Raw genomic sequence first — 12,020 nt, 5'->3', positions numbered from 1 at the left:
GCAGCTTTCCGCGACGAGGAATAGAACGCAAGGGGAAACTGGCCTCTGCGCGGCGCCCGACGACGCAGGTGTCGCAGCCGTCTACAGGCTGCGATAGTTCGCGATTCCCGACAGGTCGGGCGTGAATGCGAGCCCCGGTTCCTCGCCGAGGACGATCGTACCATCAGTGACATTGGCAACGGCACCGCAGAACCGGTCGCGCAGCGGATTGTCGTTGGCATCGACCTCGAGCCAGCCGTCGCCGCCGATGCCCGCCAGCAGATGCGCCGAGGCGAGCAGTCCGATGCCGCCGCCGAGATAATGCGGGCAGAATGTCTTGCCCGCCTTCAGAATGTCGCGCGCGACGCCGGCGCATGCGCTCAGCCCGCCCCATTTCGCGATGTCGGGCTGAACAACGCCGAGCACGTCTTCGGCCAGGACGTCCTTGAATCCCTCGACGCTCGAAATGTTCTCGCCCGCGGCAATCGGCATTTTCGCGGCTGCCCGCAGCCTGCGCCATTCCTCGCGCGGCCGGTCGGCGCGGATCGGCTCCTCCAGCCAGCGCAGGTCGAACGCGGCCAACCGCGGCAGCATCTCCAGCGCCTGATCGACCGACCAGCCCTGATTGGCGTCGACGGCGAGCATGCCCGCACCGACGATCGCGCGCAGCGCAGCCAGATTGGCGAGATCGGTCTCGGCACCGAAGCCGACCTTCAGCTTCAACGCGCGATGGCCACGCGCGAGCGCGGCTTCGGCCGTCTGCGCGGCGCCGCCCGGATTGATGCCGCTGGCATAGACCTTGATCCTGCGCGACTGCCCACCGAGAAGCCGCCACAGTGGCAAGCGCTGCCGACGCGCGGAGAGGTCCCACAGCGCGAGATCGATGCCCGAAATCGCCTGCGCGAACGGACCGGGCTCGCCGCATTGAAGCGCCAGCACTTCGGTCCCCTTCGACAGGACCTCGAAAGCCTGGACGGGACTGTCGAACCTGCGCCCGACAAGCCCCGGAGCCAGTACTTCATTGACAAGCCGGGCGCGGTGCTCGGCGCCCGGTGCAGGAAAGTTCGACCAGGCTTCGCCCCACCCCTCGACACCGTTCTCGTCGACTGCGCGAACGAAGACGGCCGGTCGGTTGAGCATCTTGCCGAACGACGTCACCACCGGCGTCGCCAGGGGATAGCGATAGCAGAACGCCTCGATCGAGCGGATGGTGAAGCTGTCAGTCGTCATATTGCAGGCCCTGCGACCGAGGTGAGACCACGCGGGACCGTTACCATCTCAGTAGGCGCGCGCGAAGTCACCTTCCTGCTTGATATCAGCGAACACCGGGAAGCGCGCTTTCCACGGCGTGCCCTTGGCCGTGGTCAGTTGATTGAGCCGTTCCAGCACCCCGAGGCCATCCTTGCGCAGGCTGGCCGACACCGCTGCGCGGTCCGGAAAGTTCTTCAGGACGGCATCCAGCCAGATGGTGCGGCCCGCCAGGAAACCGCTCGCGCCTGCGGCATAGGAGTAGTCGAGCACGCGCTCGAACTTTTCAGGCGCAGCGCCGCCCGACAGCAGCACCCAGGGGATGCTGCGTTCGCGACAGATATCGCCGATCGCATCGAACTCCTGCTGTGCGGCCTTTGCTTCCGCGCTGCCGTCACGCGCCGGCAGGCTGTTGGCTGCAAGCGGGCTCTCCAGCTTGAGAAGATCGACGCCGTATTCAGGCTTTGCGAATTCGCGCACGCTGTCGATGACGAGGCCCGGGAGCTTGCCGGGCGATTCGACGTAATCGGCGGTGTGATTGGCGCTGCCGAGGAACGGGTAGACCAGCAACTCGAGCACGTACGGGATATCGTGACGGGCGCAGTCCTCGCCGATTTCGCGCACAAAACGCTTCTGGTGCTCGTTCACCGCGGCATCGGCGTCGGGCCGGTACCAGGCCAGCACCTTGACGGCGTCGCCGCCCATGGCGCGGATCTTTTCCACGCTCCAATTGGTGATGGCGCGCGACTTGCGGCCGCCCGCGGTTTCCTCAACGCGGTGCTCTTCCAGCGTCATGATCAGGCCGCAGCGCGGCGGCAGCAGGTCGATCGCGGCAGGCACTGCGAAGTTCGGGTCGAACAGCATCGAGCTGCAATGCGGCGCGAGGTTCTCGACCAGGAGACGCTTGGCCGCCGTGACGTCGGAATATTCGACCTGGTCCCGCGTGATCCCCTTCGCCTTCGCAATGGCATCGAACAATGGCGGCCGCTGATCCAGCGCGATCATGCGAAAATGGCCATCCGCGTCAGCAAGCCGTGCCAGGCCGCGGTTCTTTCCAATCGTTCTCATGGCTTCGTCCTCATGAATACAAGACACTCGTTGATATCGGGGATTCCGTTACGGCCGCCGGCGTGGCGGCATTTCATGGCAGCCGTCGCCGCCGAGAACGCCATGGCGGCGCGCACGTCGAGACCGGCGCCGATCGCGAGCGCATAGGCGCCGTGGAAGACGTCGCCCGCGCCCGTGGTGTCGACGACGTCGACGGCGTAGGCGGCCTGCCGGTGCAGCTCGTCTCGGCGCTCCAGCGCAACAACGACCGCGCCAGCGCGCGCGTCGCCGGCTTTCGCCGCGCGCTGACCGAGAACGGGCTCGAATTGCCTTCGCAATGGCATGTCGAGGTGCCCTATACGCTGGACGACGCGCGCGAGGCGGCGCGCTATCTCCTGGGCCTCGAGGACCGCCCGACAGCCGTGGTGTGCGGCAACGACGTCATTGCCTACGGCGTGCTGCTCGAAGCCGAGCGCAGCGGCTTTTCGATGCCGCGTGACCTCTCGGTGGTCGGCTTCGACGACCTCGACTGGAGCCGGCATTTGCGGCCGAGCCTGACCACGATTCACGTTCCGACCGGAGAAACCTGGCAGCGCGCGGGAGAATATCTGGTGCGCAGCCTCGCCGGCGAGCAAACCATCATGCATCGCGAGATCGACTTCTCGCTGGTTGTCCGCGAGTCGACGGCTGCGCCTCCGAAATCCCTGAAGTGAGACACCCCCGATGAATCCGAACTTTTCCCTCGCCCCCGGCTTCCATGCCGTCGTGATCGGCGGCGCCGGCGACATTGGTGCCGCCATCAGCAATCAATTCTGCGATCTGGGTGCGACGGTGACTGCAACGGGCGCGAACGAGGCCGATCTTGCCCGCACCCTCCTCAAGCCGCGCGCGGGCCTCACGCTCGCGACGCTCGATGTCACCGATGACGCGGCCGTCAAATCCTTCGCCCGGAAACACAAGCGCGTCGACGCGCTGATCAACTGCGCCGGGATTCTCGCACGCGACAAGGAATTCGAGATCGAGACCTTCATGAAGGTGCTCGACGTCAACCTCACCGGCACGTTCCGGACCTGCATGGCCTTCCATCCCCTGCTCGCGGAGCAGACGGGATCGATCGTCAACATCGCCTCGATGAACGCGACGCTGGCGCTGCCACGGATTCCCGCCTATTGCGCCAGCAAGGGCGGTGTCGTGATGCTGACCAAGGCGCTGGCCTTGAAGTGGGCCGAAGAGGGCATCCGCGTCAACGCGGTCGCGCCCGGCTATATCGAAACCGCGATCAACGCCGCCGGCCGCAGCGACCTTGCGCATTATCAGCGCATCGCCGACCGCACCGCCTTCAAGCGCTGGGGACAGCCGGAGGACATTGCCGGCGCCGTTGCCTTCCTCTGCATGCCGGCGTCGCAATATGCGACCGGCACCGTCATTGCCGTGGATGGCGGCTTTCTGGCGGGGTAGCGCGCGGGTTCTATACGCCCAGCGCCTTGCGGTTGAACGTCCGCAGGAAGCGCAGCGACAACGTCCGTACGTTCGCGACGTTGAGCAGCCAGGCCGCAGCGGCGTAAGCAACGCCGCCCGCGGAGCTGACGACCATCAACGCCACGATACCGGTACCGCCGGCTTGCGTCCGCGCAATGAGGATAGCGCCCGCCATCGCCGCAGCCGAAGCCGCAACGCCGGCGAGGCGGTTGACGTCGAACGGCACGGGATGGGCGCGGTGCATCAGGGCGACGGCGACGACGAAGCCGAGCGCTTCGGTGGCGAGCGTGGCCAGCGCCGCGCCGTAAAGGCCGTAGCCGGCGACCAGCGCGAACATCAGTGCCACGCTCAGAACGAGTGTAAGGAACGACTGCGCCGCCAGCATGAACGGCCGCTCGGCGAGCTGGAAGCTGATCTGCACATAGAATTGGTTGGCGATGCCGAAGAAGCGCGCGAGTACCAGGGTCGGCAGCAGCGCCGATACGCCGGCGCGGAAATCGACGCCGACGAGCGTGCCAGCGACCTCGTCGGCCGCGAGCGCGAGCCAGACGGCGACGGGTGCGACGACGACGAGCAGCAACTCGAGGCTCTCGCTCAGCCGCTCCCGCGTCGTCTCGCTGTTTTTCTCCGACAGCGACCGGAACACCAGCGGCACGGTTGCCGCGGCGACGCTGGAGGCGATCATGACCATGAACTGGCGCGGCAGATCGGCGGCGACGCCGAAAATGCCGGCAGCGTCCTTGCCGAGCAGATAAGCGACGATGAGCCGGTCACAGGCCGAATAGACCGCAACGGACAATCCGGCCAGCGTCAGCGGCAGGCCGTAGCGCGCCAGCTGCATGAACTGGCTGCGCTGGAAGCGCGCGATCTTCGTGCGGTCGCCGACGAGATTGAGAATGATGCCGGTGAGCGAGCCCAGGCCGAACGCGGCGAGCAATCCCAAGCCACCCCAGCCGAGCCAGATGCCGAGCAGGCCAAAGCCGACGCTCGACACGCTACGGACGATCGAGATCGCCGCGAACCTGTAGGGGCGCAATTTGGCGCGTTCGAATTCCTGGCCGACATCGACGGCATTGGCCATGATCGCCACGAACATGCTGGCGAGCAGCAGCTCGACGCTGAGATCGCTGCGGAACAGAAAGACCAGCGGTGTGGTGGCGCAGAGCACCGCGGCCGTCAGCGCGAAGGCGACCATCGCCGTGCCGCGAAAGTCCACCTCCGCCGACATCGCCTGATAGCGGGACACCGACAGCTTGATCCAGGCGAAGAAGATCGCGCCCAATATGCCGGCAAGGCTGATGCCGACGACATAGACGCCGTACTCGGCCGGCGTCAGCAGCCGCGTGTAGGCTGTGACCGCGAAGAAGCCCACCGCTGCGGGTAGGATATAGGCGACGAGATAAATCGAGAAATGGCGGTTCAGCATGCGAGCACAGGACCGGCAACGGTGTTGCGATGGTGACGGCCGTTAATCAATGACCTTGGCGGGGCGAACGAACTGCGCCGCAGCATCTCTCAAGAGTGTCACATAAGTCTGCAGATCGGGCGGCGAATGAGGCTGGCAGGCCGCTTTCGCGCGTTAGCGTTAAATTTGCCCTTTCCCTGGGGCGGTTCGAGCGATCGCGACACGCAACCCTGATCCAGACTGGAACAGCGATGCAACGCCACGCGCTTTGCGCAGCGGACATCCGCAAGGGTTAACCCAACGACAGGAAACCCCGGCGTCGCAAGGCGCCGCTTGGTACGATGGTGCGTTGGTTCCAAAAGGAACGTCCCCCGTGACCAGGCTCGACAGACGCGAATTTCTCCTTGGCAGCGCCGCAGCACTCGCGGCGGGGGCATCGGCGTCCGCCGCGCCGGCATCAAAGCTCGCACAGCGCCGTCCGGGCTTTGGCGCTGCGGCGACGCTCTGGGACCTGCAAGCCGATCCCAGGCTCGGCGAAGCCATCAGCAGCTATTGCACCCAGGTGGTGCCGGTGCTCGAGCTGAAATGGCCGATGCTGCGGCCGAACGCGCACACGTTCAACTTCGAGCGCGCCGACGCGATCCTGGATTTCGCGCGGGAGAACGATCTGACGATGCGCGGCCACGCGCTCGCCTGGTATCACGACATTCCGGACTGGACCAAGCAGATCAAGGACACCAAGGGCGTCGAGCGCGCCTATGTCGACCACATCGGCACCGTCGTTTCCTATTACAAGGATAAGCTGACGTCGTGGGACGTCGTCAACGAGCCGATCCCGGACAATCCGAAGAAGATCACCGACCGGCGCGATACGTTCTGGACGCAGCATCTGGGCAACCGCTGGATTCCGCTGGCCTTCCGCACGGCGGCCGCAGCCGATCCCTTCGTCAAGCTCGCGATCAACGAATATGACATCGAGTCGGCGAAGGACTCGTTCATTGCCAAGCGCGCGGCGTACCGCAACCTCATCATGGACCTGCTCGACCAGGGCGTGCCGCTGCACGCCGTGGGCCTGCAATCGCATCTGCATGCCGAGCTCGAGATCGACACGCATGGGCTCGCCGAATTCGTCACCGAGCTGCGCTCCTGGGGCCTCGATGTGCTCGTCACCGAGCTCGACGTCGACGACCAGAAACTGACGGGCAACCCGGCAGAGCGCGACGCCATCGTCGCCAAGCGCGTCGACGACCTCCTGACCGCGATCTCGACCAGCGGACCGGTGCGCTCGATCCCGACCTGGGGCCTCTCGGATCGCTATAGCTGGATCAACGGCACCTTCGCCCGCGCGGACAAGCAGCCGAACCGCCCGTTGCCGCTCGACGGCGAGTTCAAGCCGAAGCCGTTCATGGACGTCATCAGCAAGTTCACGAGGGACGCCTGAGACGCGGCCTTAGCGCGTCTTCGCCGGGACTTCGAACTCGACCGCGTCACCCATATCTTCAGGAGACAGGCTCGGGCTGCGTCGGTCACGCGAGCTGAGGCGGAACACGTCGCGGATGTCGTCGACCGAGGTCGACGAATAGGACTGGATGCAGAGCGCGACCTGTTCGGGCGAGGCCGCGCGCATCATCGCTTCGATGGCCGGGCGGTCGAGGGGCGTGTCGTCCCAATGCGAGACCGCGATGCTGTCTTCGGTGACCCGATGCATGGCCAGATGCGCAGGCGAGTTCGCGACGAAGTGTCCGTACATCAGATACTCCGAGAACTTCTTCTTCCGGCACAACGCCAGAACCCAGTTCAACCCCGTCGCCGCCTTGATGGCAGCGGTCATCGCGCGCGCGGTGTCCCGGTCCCAGACCAGCGCGTTGCCGACATAGTCGTCGGCCGGGAACGAGCGCTCCTTGATACCGAGAAGCTGATCGACAGTGCGCAGCCACAACCCGTGCAACGGGTGGTCGGCGCCGATGTCCTTCGGGGTGACGAACAGCGGCGTCTTCTCAGCGCCGGCATATTGACCGACGTCGAATTCGCGAAAGAACAGATTGTCCGAGTCCAGGATGCAGACGCGCTGCTCCGGCGCGTTGAGGACGCCGGCGATCTTGAGGATCTGCTGGATGTGCCAACCATGCACCGGCGACGACAACAGCGACAGCCAGACCCGGCGCTTGCTGAGGAACTGAAGCGCCGGCGGCAGCGCCCAGAGCCATTTCGGCAGGTAACGCGAGGCCGGAACGATGACGCGCTTTTCGGATGCGAACCGCGCGAACAGCGGGACGTCCTCATCGTTAACGAGAACATAATGCCGCGTGTATCCCGACAGCCAGGTGTCGATGCTCTCGCTGAGCAACGAAAAGCGTTCGATATCCTTGGCGTAGCTGGCGGTCAGCAGGGCAACGGAATGCATGGAGCGCGCTCGAATGGCCATCAAGCCGCACTCATAGCCGCACCGCGAGATGCTGGAAACTCACAAACGGAATCAAGGTAAAACGAAACGAAGCATTAGCCATCCGACGGCAGCCCCTGCTCGATGCCGCGAAAACGCAGTGGCGCCAGCGCGGCGGCGCGTTGCCACCAGTCGGCGACGCGGTCGTCGAGTGCGGTCACGCCGCGACCCTGGCCCGGGAAGATCCGGATCTGCTGCACCGCCTCGGCCTCGAACCCCCTGCCCTTGCGCGTGATCTTGAGGGCGGCGCCCTCGCGGTCGCGCTGCGTCAGCGGCGCCAGGAGGCGGCCGCGCGGACGGAGCGACTGAAGCCAGAGCGGATGCGGGTGCGGGAAGCCGGCATGCACGATGATCACGTCGGCCCGCTCGCCGATCTCTTCGCATCCGTCGCCGTGCACGACCTCGACATTGCGATAGGGGCGAAGGTAGTTCGCGGCACGCGCCGCAAGCCGCCCGTCGCATTCCATTGCATGCACCCTGCCCCTGGGCCCCACGATCTTCGACAACACCGCCGAAAAATAGCCGAGACCGCAGCCGATCTGGACCACGCGGTCCTTCTCCCCGACGTCGAGCAGATCGATGAAGTGCGCCCACAGGCTCGGCAGCCCGGTGTCGAGCTTGCGGCGTGCATCGATCGCGACCAGCACATTGTCGTAGAGATGAACGGGATCTGCATCCGGCGTCAGCCGATAGCTGCGCGCCGCCTCGCTCTTGATGCGCCAGGGTCCCTTGGCCAGAAAATCCTCGCGCGGGATGGCGGCGAGCGCTTCGAGCAGGCGTGGCGAGGAGATCCGCTCTCGCTTGGCAATCAACTCGACGTAACGCGCGCGCGCGGCGGCAAGATCGCTCATCTCACCGCATCGGCCTGTTCACGGACGGGCACGTCTCCGCCGAGCTCGTTGAGGAGCTGCATCGCCTGCTTCAGGTCCGGGGTGTAGAAGCCCTCGCTGAACTTGCCGAGGATCGGCAAAAGCAGGAGGCTCGCGTGCTCGCGCTTGCCGGCTTCGAGCGACAGTCGCGCAAGGCTGACGGCGGTCCGAAGCTCCCATGACAGCGCGCCCTGCTTGCGCGCGGTCTCCAGCGATAAGGTGAACAGGTCCTCGGCCTCCTGCACCGATGCCGGATCACCGTCCGACATCGTGATCTCGCCCTGCAGGCGATAGACCTCGGCGAGATAGGAGTGATCGCCGGTCCGTCTGGCGGTCGCGAGCGCGCCGTCCAGCGCGCGCAAGGCGGCATCGCGCATCCCGACCTTGGCATAGGCTTCCGCGAGCAGGCAGCGGAACCAGCAGCCGGCGAGCCAGGAATCCATCGCCTCGTATTCGTCGAGGCCGAAGCGCATCTGGCTGAGACCTTCGTCGGCCTCGCCGAGCTGGGCGAGCGCCCAGCCGCGCAGGATCGCCGCCTGCTGCTTCCAGTGCAGGAAATTGTGCTCGGTGGCGATGATCATGGCGCGGTTGGCGTGGTCGCGCGTGCCCTCGACGTCGCGCAAATGCTGGCACAGATAGGCGCCGAACACGAGCGCGAAGGCGAGCGTGAAGGGATGGCGGATCTTCTCGGCATTCGCAATCGCCTGCTCGCTGTGCTGACGTGCCGCGTCGGGCCGGCCGAGGAACCAGAGGAGATAGCCGAGATAGGACAGCGAAACGACGCCGGGATCGGTGCCGTGCCGCTCCATCAGATCGGAGTGCAGATCGGGACTGTAGAGGTTGATGCAGCGGTGCAGATGGTGCTGGGAGGCGGCAAAGCGGCCGCGATAGAGCATCGTCATCGCGATCGAGCGGTGCGCCTCGATCAGATAGCCGGTCTGCTGCGCCGGCTGCGTGCGCTCGTTCAGCCGCTCGCGCTTGGCGAACTTCAACAGCTCGACGCTGAGATCGTGCGCGCGGCTGAGATCGGCACGGATGAAGTGGCAGACCCAGAGCCCGCGCGTGGCGGCGAAGGCCTTCTCGTCGTCGTCGAGCTGCTGACCGAGCTCGAGCGCGCGGATGTAGTTCTCCTCGACCTCCTGCACGGCGTAGCCCTTGGCGGCAATCAATGCGTTGCCGAGCGCGATGCGCAGCTCCAGCTCCATCTCGTCGGCGCCCTGCATGCGTGCATTGGCCTGCACGACGCTCAAGCCCCGGCGCAAATGCCCGATCGCCTCCAGATTGGCGCCGCTCTTGGCCGCCTGCTTGCCGGCCTTGAGCCAGAAGCTGGCGGCGCCCTCGCTCTGGCCGGATTCGGTGAGGTGATGGGCGAGCAGCTCCGGTTCGCGCTCGGTCTTCTCCGGATACATCTCGGCGAGCACCTGCGCGATCCGCGAATGCAGCTTGCGCCGCTCGCTGTGCAGCAGGCTGTCGTGCGCGGCGTTCTGGATCATCACGTGCTTGAAGGAGTAGAGCGCGCCGGGCGGATGGCCGCGGCGCACGATCAACCCGGCTTCCTCCAGATGATTGAGCGCGGCCTCGATCTGCTCCGCCGGAGTGTTGGCGACCGCGTGCAGGGTCTCGTAGGAGAACTCGCGGCCGATGGTGGCGCCGATCTGCGCGATGCGCTTGAACGGCCCCATCCGGTCCAGCCGCGCCATCAGCGAGTCGGTGAGGGTCGCCGGGATCGCGAGCTGCCGCCATGGGCCCGACAGCACGTAGCGCCCGTGCCGCTCGGTCAGGAGGTTGGATTCGAGAACGGTCTTGGTCAGCTCTTCCAGGAACAGCGGCACACCGTCGGTCTTGACGATGATCTCCTCGACCACCTCCTTGGGAAGCTCGCGGCCCGCGACGCGCTCGACCAGCGTCGTGCGCAGCTGCCGGCTCAGGCGGTTCAGCACCAGCGTCGTGATGTGCGAATGCGCGTTCCAGCTCGGCTGGAATTCGGAGCGCGCAGTGATGATGACAAGGACCGGCTGGTTCTGCACGCGGTCGACGAGGAGGTCGATCACCTCGCGGGAGGTCGGGTCGATCCAGTGCAGATCCTCAAGCGCGATCACCAGCGGCATGTCGCGCGCAAGGCCGAGGAAATGATTGACCAGCGCCGCGACGGTCGCATCCTTCTGCTGCTGCGGCGACAGGTCGAGCGGCGGATAGCGGTCTCCGGTCGGGATCGACAGCAGCGCGGCAAACAGCGGCGTGACCTGCTCGATGTCGCCATGGGCGGCCGCGATCGCGGTCTCCAGACCCGCCAGCGACGTCGCGGACGGATCCTCGCGGTCGAGGCCGAGCGAGAATTTGAGCTGCTCGGAGAACGGATAGAACGCCGTGGAGGTGTAATATGGCGAGCACTGGAACGAGACGTGTCCATGGCGGTCGCCCGCGATCCGGTCGAAGATCTCCTGGATGATGCGCGACTTGCCGATGCCGGGCTCGCCGAACTTGACCACGACCTGGCCGTCGCCGTCCTTGACCTGCTGCCAGCGTCCCATCAGCAGCGCGATCTCTTCCTCGCGGTTGACGAGCGGCGTCAACCGCCCGCCCATGGCAGCGGCGAAGCGGGTCTCCGCCCGCGAGGCGCGCACCACGTGCCAGGCCTGCGTCTTCTCCGAGATGCCTTTCAGCGCATGGACACCGAGATTGCGGTAGTCGAACTTGCCCTTCAGCAGCGACTGTGTCGAGGACGAGATCACGACGCCGTTGGGTGGCGCCAGACCTTGCAGGCGCGCGGCGAGATTGACGGTTTCTCCGACCGCGGAATCTCGCTCCTCGGTGCCCTGGCCAACGAGGTCGCCGACCACGACGAGACCGGTTGCGATCCCGATGCGGACCGCGGGGGCGTGGCTGAGCGCACCGCGCGGCTCGATCGCGCGCGCGGTCGACAGCACCCGCACGATCTCGAGCCCGGCCCGCACCGATCGCTCGGCATCGTCCTCATGCGCGGTCGGATAGCCGAAATAGACAAGGATACCGTCGCCGACGAAGCGCGCGGCAAACCCTTCGTAATGCTTCACCACACGGACACAGGTCTCGCGAAAGCTCGCGATCATGTCGCGCACGTCTTCCGGATCGAACTGCACCGACAGCGAGGTGGAATCCACCATGTCGCAGAACATGGTGGTGAGCTGACGCCGTTCGGCACCGACTTCCGTCCGGACCTGCGGGCGCGCCGCCGCATCGGGCTTCTCTGTGGTCTCAGCCTCGAATAGCGCCGACATCGCGCGCTGAAGCCGCTTGCGGTCGCCGAGCGGCAATCCGAGCTCGACCAGGTCGGATTCCGTCAGGTCCCCCATCACATCGAGATCGAGGCGGTGCTGCGCGAAGAGATCGGTGTAATGTCCAAGACCGACGCCTTCGAGCCAGCGCTTCAACCCGCCTTCCGTCCCCGTAACAGGCTCATTCTCCAGCATGGTGATTCTGCCCGACCTTCACTCCGTCGAAGGGCTTTAGGCCCCTCAACCACAGATTTTGGGGCCCGAACTTCACCTCAGACTGGACGCGTTCCTTAAGT

Annotated in this window: 10 protein-coding genes; 3 read left to right on the top strand and 7 right to left on the bottom strand. The window is 65.7% G+C overall.

Annotated elements, in window-relative coordinates; genetic code table 11:
* Window positions 1-81: 81 nt before the first annotated feature.
* The 3 genes from AB7008_RS11275 to AB7008_RS11265 are packed head-to-tail and all read right to left on the bottom strand — an operon-like array spanning window position 82 to window position 2,618.
* Complete coding sequence (locus tag AB7008_RS11275) at window positions 82-1,209, bottom strand: mandelate racemase/muconate lactonizing enzyme family protein (RefSeq protein ID WP_441258813.1); 1,128 nt, start codon at window positions 1,207-1,209, stop codon at window positions 82-84.
* Between the two features lie 48 nt (window positions 1,210-1,257).
* Entirely contained in the window at window positions 1,258-2,295 is a 1,038-nt protein-coding gene (locus AB7008_RS11270) for a tagatose 1,6-diphosphate aldolase (RefSeq protein WP_441258812.1), read from the bottom strand.
* The gene (locus AB7008_RS11265; RefSeq protein WP_441258811.1) at window positions 2,292-2,618 is read right to left on the bottom strand and encodes a PfkB family carbohydrate kinase; all 327 of its coding nucleotides are present in this window, start codon (window positions 2,616-2,618) and stop codon (window positions 2,292-2,294) included. The genes AB7008_RS11270 and AB7008_RS11265 overlap by 4 nt, the downstream gene beginning before the upstream one ends.
* Here AB7008_RS11265 and AB7008_RS11260 point away from each other — a divergent pair.
* Together AB7008_RS11260 and AB7008_RS11255 are read left to right on the top strand one after the other, a co-directional pair.
* Entirely contained in the window at window positions 2,508-2,987 is a 480-nt protein-coding gene (locus AB7008_RS11260; RefSeq protein ID WP_441258810.1) for a substrate-binding domain-containing protein, read from the top strand. The genes AB7008_RS11265 and AB7008_RS11260 overlap by 111 nt on opposite strands.
* 10 nt (window positions 2,988-2,997) lie before the next feature.
* Window positions 2,998-3,732 carry an SDR family NAD(P)-dependent oxidoreductase gene (locus AB7008_RS11255; protein WP_041955042.1) on the top strand — a complete coding sequence of 245 codons (735 nt, stop codon included), beginning with the start codon at window positions 2,998-3,000 and terminating at the stop codon, window positions 3,730-3,732.
* Between the two features lie 10 nt (window positions 3,733-3,742).
* Here the strand turns inward: AB7008_RS11255 and AB7008_RS11250 are convergent, their stop codons facing one another.
* The gene (locus tag AB7008_RS11250) at window positions 3,743-5,179 is read right to left on the bottom strand and encodes a lipopolysaccharide biosynthesis protein (protein WP_441258809.1); all 1,437 of its coding nucleotides are present in this window, start codon (window positions 5,177-5,179) and stop codon (window positions 3,743-3,745) included.
* A 352-nt stretch (window positions 5,180-5,531) separates the two neighbouring features.
* On the opposite strand from AB7008_RS11250, the gene AB7008_RS11245 reads away from it, so the two are divergent.
* A complete protein-coding gene (locus AB7008_RS11245) occupies window positions 5,532-6,599 on the top strand; it encodes an endo-1,4-beta-xylanase (RefSeq protein ID WP_441258808.1) in 1,068 nt (355 codons plus the stop codon).
* Window positions 6,600-6,608: 9 nt separating this feature from the next.
* Here AB7008_RS11245 and AB7008_RS11240 read toward each other — a convergent pair whose 3' ends face one another.
* From AB7008_RS11240 to AB7008_RS11230, 3 genes are all read right to left on the bottom strand, one after another.
* Complete coding sequence (locus tag AB7008_RS11240; protein WP_441258807.1) at window positions 6,609-7,562, bottom strand: DUF6492 family protein; 954 nt, start codon at window positions 7,560-7,562, stop codon at window positions 6,609-6,611.
* 95 nt (window positions 7,563-7,657) lie between these two features.
* Window positions 7,658-8,452: a protein-L-isoaspartate O-methyltransferase family protein gene (locus AB7008_RS11235; protein ID WP_441258806.1), complete on the bottom strand. Its 795-nt coding sequence runs from the start codon at window positions 8,450-8,452 to the stop codon at window positions 7,658-7,660.
* Window positions 8,449-11,919, bottom strand: coding sequence for an ATP-binding protein (locus AB7008_RS11230; protein ID WP_014497646.1), 3,471 nt, complete (start codon window positions 11,917-11,919; stop codon window positions 8,449-8,451). Before AB7008_RS11230 ends, AB7008_RS11235 begins: the two co-directional genes overlap by 4 nt.
* Window positions 11,920-12,020 lie beyond the last annotated feature (101 nt).

It is taken from the genome of Bradyrhizobium sp. 521_C7_N1_3, assembly GCF_052075975.1.
In the GTDB taxonomy this organism is placed as follows: domain Bacteria; phylum Pseudomonadota; class Alphaproteobacteria; order Rhizobiales; family Xanthobacteraceae; genus Bradyrhizobium; species Bradyrhizobium japonicum.
The sequence above is the reverse complement of the archived record's forward strand: the minus strand, read 5'-3'. Positions and strand labels throughout refer to the sequence as shown.

Bases quoted from the DNA above. Each gene is read 5' to 3' on its own strand.
- AB7008_RS11270 (WP_441258812.1), bottom strand. From the start codon at position 2,295: ATGAGAACGATTGGAAAGAACCGCGGCCTGGCACGGCTTGCTGACGCG.
- AB7008_RS11235 (WP_441258806.1), bottom strand. From the start codon at position 8,452: ATGAGCGATCTTGCCGCCGCGCGCGCGCGTTACGTCGAGTTGATTGCC.
- AB7008_RS11275 (WP_441258813.1), bottom strand. From the start codon at position 1,209: ATGACGACTGACAGCTTCACCATCCGCTCGATCGAGGCGTTCTGCTAT.
- AB7008_RS11230 (WP_014497646.1), bottom strand. From the start codon at position 11,919: ATGCTGGAGAATGAGCCTGTTACGGGGACGGAAGGCGGGTTGAAGCGC.
- AB7008_RS11255 (WP_041955042.1), top strand. From the start codon at position 2,998: ATGAATCCGAACTTTTCCCTCGCCCCCGGCTTCCATGCCGTCGTGATC.
- AB7008_RS11265 (WP_441258811.1), bottom strand. From the start codon at position 2,618: ATGCCATTGCGAAGGCAATTCGAGCCCGTTCTCGGTCAGCGCGCGGCG.
- AB7008_RS11250 (WP_441258809.1), bottom strand. From the start codon at position 5,179: ATGCTGAACCGCCATTTCTCGATTTATCTCGTCGCCTATATCCTACCC.
- AB7008_RS11240 (WP_441258807.1), bottom strand. From the start codon at position 7,562: ATGCATTCCGTTGCCCTGCTGACCGCCAGCTACGCCAAGGATATCGAA.